General features: G+C 60.7%; 7 protein-coding genes. All 7 read left to right on the top strand.

Annotation, left to right across the window (positions count from 1 at the left end; genetic code table 11):
* Nucleotides 1-455 (top strand): aminotransferase class I/II-fold pyridoxal phosphate-dependent enzyme (locus tag DBR24_RS33940; protein ID WP_256591860.1); only part of this gene is annotated, 455 nt, incomplete at its 5' end.
* Entirely contained in the window at nt 448-1,179 is a 732-nt protein-coding gene (locus DBR24_RS26440; RefSeq protein WP_128616183.1) for an alpha/beta fold hydrolase, read from the top strand. The genes DBR24_RS33940 and DBR24_RS26440, both read left to right, overlap by 8 nt.
* Nucleotides 1,172-1,981, top strand: a complete 810-nt coding sequence (bioC, locus tag DBR24_RS26445; RefSeq protein ID WP_128616184.1) for a malonyl-ACP O-methyltransferase BioC — start codon at nt 1,172-1,174, stop codon at nt 1,979-1,981. Before DBR24_RS26440 ends, bioC begins: the two co-directional genes overlap by 8 nt.
* Nucleotides 1,978-2,658: a dethiobiotin synthase gene (gene bioD / locus DBR24_RS26450; RefSeq protein ID WP_123469322.1), complete on the top strand. Its 681-nt coding sequence runs from the start codon at nt 1,978-1,980 to the stop codon at nt 2,656-2,658. The genes bioC and bioD overlap by 4 nt, the downstream gene beginning before the upstream one ends.
* A 120-nt stretch (nt 2,659-2,778) precedes the next feature.
* Entirely contained in the window at nt 2,779-3,075 is a 297-nt protein-coding gene (locus DBR24_RS26455; protein ID WP_123469320.1) for a pyrroloquinoline quinone biosynthesis protein PqqE, read from the top strand.
* 274 nt (nt 3,076-3,349) lie between these two features.
* Complete coding sequence (locus tag DBR24_RS26460) at nt 3,350-5,155, top strand: phenylacyl-CoA dehydrogenase (RefSeq protein ID WP_123469318.1); 1,806 nt, start codon at nt 3,350-3,352, stop codon at nt 5,153-5,155.
* A gap of 274 nt (nt 5,156-5,429) precedes the next feature.
* Nucleotides 5,430-6,537: cytochrome c peroxidase (locus DBR24_RS26465; RefSeq protein WP_305889144.1), on the top strand; the 1,108-nt coding region annotated here is incomplete at its 3' end.

The raw sequence follows: 6,537 nt of genomic DNA on the forward strand, positions 1-6,537 counted from the left end.
GCGCCTTTGTTGCCGGCAGCGCGGAGCTGATCGAAAGCCTGATCCAGTTCGCCCGGCCCTACATCTACACCACCAGCCAGCCGCCCGCGCTGGCCTGTGCCACGCTGAAAAGTCTGGAGCTGCTGCGCACCGAGCATTGGCGCCGCGAGCATCTTCAAACGTTGATCCGCCAGTTCCGCCACGGTGCCGGGCAGATCGGCCTGCAACTGATGGACAGTTTCACCCCGATCCAGCCGATTCTGATCGGCGATGCCGGTCGCGCCGTGCGCCTGTCGCAGATGTTGCGCGAACGTGGACTGATGGTCTCCGCCATTCGTCCACCGACCGTGCCTGCTGGCAGCGCTCGGCTGCGCGTCACCCTGACCGCCGCCCACAGCGAGGCGCAGGTGCAGCTATTGTTAGAAGGACTGGCGGATTGCTTTGCCCAATTGTCGTCGGAGCCAAGCCATGCGTAATCGTCTGATTCTGTTGCCCGGCTGGGGCCTCGGCGTTTCGCCGCTGGAACCTTTGGCGGCGGCGTTGCAGGGCCTCGATGAACATTTGCATGTCGAGATCGAACCGTTGCCAGAGCTGGACTCCAGTGACCCGCAAGACTGGCTCGACGAACTCGATGAGCGCATCGCGCAAGACGTCTGGCTCGGCGGTTGGTCGCTGGGCGGCATGCTCGCGTCCGAACTGGCGGCGCGCCGTGGCGAACGGTGCTGCGGGTTGCTGACGCTGGCGAGCAATCCATGCTTCGTTGTCCATGAGCAATGGTCGAGCGCAATGCCGGGCGAGACGTTCGATGCCTTTCTCGCTGGCTGTAATGCCGACCCGCGTACCACCCTCAAACGTTTCTCGCTGTTGTGTGCCCAAGGCGCGCAGGACTCGCGCGGTCTGTCCCGGTTGATGCTCGGTGGCGCGCCGCACACCGCTGTGCCTGCACTAATGGCCGGGCTGGAATTGCTCGCGCAACTGGACACCCGCGAAGCGTTGCAAAGCTTTCGCGGGCCGCAGTTTCATCTGTTTGCCGGCCTCGATGAATTGGTGCCGGCCGAGGCGGCGGGCGCATTGTTCGCCCTGCTGCCGGATATCGAAATTGGTCTGATCGAACAGGCCAGCCACGGATTTCTGCTGGAAGACCCGCACGGAGTAGCGGGTGCGATCCAGGCGTTTTTACATGAGTGCGCCGATGACTGATCTGTCTCTTGTGCTGCCGGGTGGCTTGCCTGACAAGCGCCAGGTTGCAGCCTCCTTTTCCCGTGCAGCGGCCAGTTACGATAGCGTCGCCGAGTTGCAACGGGATGTCGGTGCGCAGTTGCTGCGGCGCTTGCCGGTAAATTTTGTCCCATCGCGCTGGCTGGATGTGGGCTGTGGTACCGGGTATTTCACTCGCGCACTGGCCGAGCGCTTTGTCGCCGGTCACGGCGTGGCGCTGGACATTGCCGAGGGCATGCTCACTCACGCACGGCCGTTGGGTGGCGCTCAGCACTTCATTGCCGGTGATGCGGAGCGTCTGCCGCTGCACGATGAAACCTGCGATCTGATCTTCTCCAGCCTCGCCGTGCAGTGGTGTGCGGATTTTGAAGCGGTACTCGGCGAAGCGTATCGCGTGCTCAAACCCGGCGGGATTTTTGCGTTTGCTAGTCTTTGTGTCGGGACGCTGTTTGAGTTGCGCGACAGCTGGCGTCAGGTCGATGGCCTGGTGCACGTCAACCGCTTCCGCGAGTTCGCCCGGTATGAGCAGTTGTGCGCAGCCAGTGGTTTGCGCACGGCGAGTCTGCAGACTCAGGCGCACGTGCTGCATTACCCGGATGTGCGCAGCCTGACCCATGAGCTCAAGGCGCTGGGTGCGCACAATCTGAATCCCGGCCGGCCGGGCGGTTTGACCGGGCGGGCGCGGATTCTCGGACTGGTCGAGGCTTACGAGCAGTACCGTCAGGCACAGGGATTGCCGGCGACCTATCAAGTGGTTTACGCCGTGTTGGAGAAACCCTTATGAGCGCAGCCTATTTCATCACCGGAACGGACACGGATGTGGGCAAGACCACCGTGGCTGCCGGGTTGCTGCATGCGGCGCGGTCAGCAGGGTTGAGTACGGCGGCGGGCAAACCGGTGGCGTCCGGCTGCGAGGTGACGCCGAAGGGGTTGCGTAATGCCGACGCCCTGGCGCTGCTCGCCGAGTGTTCGGTGCCGCTGAGTTATCAACAGGTCAATCCGGTCGCGTTCGAGCCGGCCATTGCTCCGCATCTGGCGGCGCGCGAGGCGGGCGTTGCGCTGACGGTGCAGTCGTTGCTGACGCCGATGCGCGCCATTCTGGCCATGAACGCCGACTTCACCTTGATCGAAGGTGCGGGCGGCTGGCGGGTGCCGTTGGCTGATCAGGACAATCTGTCCGATCTGGCGATTGCATTGAAGTTGCCGGTAATTCTGGTGGTCGGCGTGCGGTTGGGGTGCATCAGCCATGCGTTGCTGACGGCCGAGGCGATTGCCCGCGATGGTCTGCAACTGGCGGGGTGGGTGGCGAATATCATCGACCCGAAGACTTCCCGGCTGGAGGAGAACCTCGCCACGTTGGCCGAGCGGATTCCGGCGCCGTGCCTGGGGCGCGTGCCCAAGCTCAAGGCGTTGAGTGCCGAAGCAGTGGCGGAACATTTGCAACTGGATCTGCTCGACTAGGCTTAGCCCATGAAGGCTGGCTATGAGCAGGCACTGTGCCATTAGTGTTTTTGACGGGTGTTTTTCTGGCGCGTCTGATTCAATGGCGCCTATTGATCCTTCCCAAGGATGAGCGCTTTCATGGAAATCTCCGGTAACACAGCTTTTTATGCAGGTTTGAGCTCGATTCAGACCGGGCAGAATCGTGTCGATCAGGCAGCCAGCCAGATCGCCAGCAGCACCATTGAGCGCTCGGTGACCAGCCAGTCGTCCGAAGTTCAGGTCGATCGCCTGCGTGGTGTCGATCGTTCGCAGCAGTCGGATCTGGCCAGCAATATGGTCGAGATGTCACAAGGCAAGATTCAGGCGGAGCTGGGCGTCAAAGTCGCCAAGGCTTCCGATGAAATGCTCGGTACGATCATCGATACGTTTGCCTGATTTTTTGCTGCATGCCTGAACAACGCCGCGCCTTGTCGCGGCGTTTTGCGTTGTAAGTCCTTCTTCCTCAACTAATCTTTTTTCAGTACCTGTGGCGCGTTGGCGTCCATGGCGGTTTGCTGTGTCTGGCGTTTGAAAGAAGGGAAGACGAACGGCAAAAGATCGACGCTTGACAAGATTTCGGCGTAAACGTATGTTTCAAACAACTGTTTGACCGTCACAACAAATCAACACGGTCGTTCATTCCCGGTTACATCAGCAGAGGTTTATCGCTATGCCTGACTACAAGGCCCCCTTGCGTGATATTCGCTTCGTTCGTGACGAACTGCTCGGCTACGAAGCGCACTATCAGAGCCTTCCGGCTTGCGCAGACGCAACTCCAGACATGGTTGACGCCATTCTCGAAGAAGGCGCCAAGTTTTGTGAGCAGGTACTGGCACCGCTGAACCGTGTGGGCGACCTCGAAGGTTGCACCTGGAGCGAGTCCGGCGTGAAAACCCCGACGGGCTTCAAAGAGGCGTACAAGCAATTCGTCGAAGGCGGCTGGCCAAGCCTGGCGCACGACGTCGAGCACGGTGGTCAAGGCCTGCCGGAGTCGCTGGGTCTGGCCGTCAGCGAAATGGTCGGTGAAGCCAACTGGTCGTGGGGCATGTACCCAGGCCTGTCGCACGGTGCGATGAACACCATCTCCGAGCACGGCACCCCTGAGCAGCAAGAAGCCTATCTGACCAAACTGGTTTCCGGCGAATGGACCGGCACCATGTGCCTGACCGAACCGCACTGCGGCACCGACCTGGGCATGCTGCGCACCAAGGCCGAACCTCAGGCCGACGGTTCCTACAAAGTTTCCGGCACCAAGATTTTCATCTCGGCCGGCGAACACGACATGGCCGACAACATCGTCCACATCGTGCTGGCTCGTCTGCCGGATGCACCGGCTGGCACCAAAGGCATTTCCCTGTTCATCGTTCCAAAGTTCCTGCCGAATGCCGATGGCACCCTCGGTGCACGCAACGCCGTGAGCTGCGGTTCGCTGGAACACAAGATGGGCATCCACGGCAACGCCACTTGCGTGATGAACTTCGACGGCGCCACCGGTTTCCTGATCGGCCCGGCGAACAAAGGCCTGAACTGCATGTTCACCTTTATGAACACCGCACGTCTGGGGACCGCGCTGCAGGGGCTGGCCCACGCCGAAATCGGCTTCCAGGGTGGTCTGAAATACGCTCGCGATCGTTTGCAAATGCGCTCCCTGACTGGCCCGAAAGCGCCGGACAAAGCTGCCGACCCGATCATCGTGCACCCTGACGTACGTCGCATGCTGTTGACCATGAAGGCGTTCGCCGAAGGCAACCGCGCGATGGTGTACTTCACCGCCAAACAGGTCGACATCGTCAAATACGGCGTCGATGAAGAAGAGAAGAAGAAGGCCGATGCGCTGCTGGCGTTCATGACGCCAATCGCCAAGGCGTTCATGACCGAAGTCGGTTTCGAAGCGGCCAACCACGGCGTGCAGATCTACGGCGGTCACGGTTTCATCGCCGAGTGGGGCATGGAGCAGAACGTTCGCGACAGCCGCATTTCGATGCTGTACGAAGGCACCACCGGCATCCAGGCACTCGACCTGCTGGGCCGTAAAGTGCTGATGACCCAAGGCGAGGCTCTGAAAGGCTTCACCAAGATCGTCCACAAGTTCTGCCAGAACAACGAAGGCAACGAAGCCGTTAAAGAATTCGTTGCACCGCTGGCTGCACTGAACAAAGAGTGGGGCGAGCTGACCATGAAGGTCGGTATGGCCGCCATGAAAGATCGCGAAGAAGTCGGCGCGGCCTCCGTGGACTACCTGATGTACTCCGGTTACGCCTGCCTGGCCTACTTCTGGGCCGACATGGCGCGTCTGGCAGCCGAGAAGCTGGCAGAAGGCACTGGCGACGCAGCGTTCTACACCGCCAAGCTGCAAACCGCGCGCTTCTACTTCCAGCGCATCCTGCCACGTACCCGTACTCACGTGGCCACCATGCTGTCGGGCGCCAACAACCTGATGGACATGAAAGAAGAAGACTTCGCACTGGGCTACTAAGCCTTAACGCGGTCGCTTGAAAAACCGCTGCTCCTTTAGGGGCAGCGGTTTTTTTTTTGCGCTGAATTCATCCCCAACTCTGGGGGCGATTCCCCAGCAGAAACGGTGGCTGTCAGCGTACGGCCCTCTGCGTTTATTGATGCAAAATGTTTCTACAGGAGCTGGCCAATTAATTGCACTGCGCCCATTAACCGGCGCAAACGAGACATCCAGTCCTGCTCCACGACGCCTCTCGCCCGGCAAAACGCATAACAACAACGTCAGGGTGAAGCACATGAACATCTGCCGACTTGTCTGGTCAGCCCTTGCACTCGCCACTTTCAACACGCTGGCCGCTGCACCGGCCGAAGTCGATTCGCCCGTCCCGGAAATACCCAGCCTGCAGTCCTTGCGGGGCATGGTTCCGCCCGACCCATCCGGAACCGAGGGCGGGCGCAAGGTCGACCTGATGAGCGACTACGTGCTCAACCGCTCCGCGGCGATCCTGCTGGGCAAGGCGCTGTTCTGGGACATGGAAGTCGGCAGCGATGGCGCCACGGCGTGTGCGTCCTGCCACTACCACGCCGGCGTCGATCACCGCATCACCAACCAGCTCAACCCCGGTCAGGCGCACACCAATGCCAACGTCGCCTCGATCTTCAACAAACCCTTTGTCGCCTCGGATATTCCCGGCGACGTGGCGTCTTACGCGACGTTGTCCGGCGGCAAGGGCGGGCCGAACTACACGTTGAAAAAGAGCGATTTCCCGACCCACGTATTGAGCAACCCACTGGATCGCAACTCGCCGATTGTTTACTCGAGCGATGACGTGGTCGGCTCGCAAGGCGTGTTCGATGCCAACTTCGTCAAACCCAATCAGCCGCGATTCGACAAATGCACGCAGCAACCGGACGGGATCTTTCAGGTCGGCGGCATCAATGTACGACGCAGCACCGGGCGTAATGCGCCGTCGGTGATCAATGCGGCGTTCAACGTGCGCAATTTCTGGGACGGGCGGGCCAACAACGTGTTCAACGGTTTTTCGCCGTTCGGCAGTCGTGATCCCGATGCCGGCATTTACGTGACCAGCGAGCGCAACCCCGTGGCGACCAAAGTCAGACTCGCACTCAACAATGCGTCTGCCGCTTCGCAAGCGGTAGGCCCACCTGGCAGCGCGGTGGAAATGTCCTGCGGCGGTCGCACCTTTGCCGACATCGGCCGACGCATGCTCGACCAGTTGATGCTCAAGCAACAACGGATTTCCTCCAGCGACTCCGTGCTCGCGCCCGTATCCGGTGCGCGGCGTCCGACTTATCGCGAGCTGATCAAGAATGCTTTTCAGCCACGCCTGTGGAATGCCACGCAAGACGTGCTGGTCGGCGGCGCGCCGTACACGCAGATGG

It is taken from the genome of Pseudomonas sp. HMWF006 (assembly GCF_003061205.1).
GTDB classification, from domain to species: Bacteria; Pseudomonadota; Gammaproteobacteria; order Pseudomonadales; family Pseudomonadaceae; genus Aquipseudomonas; species Aquipseudomonas monsensis.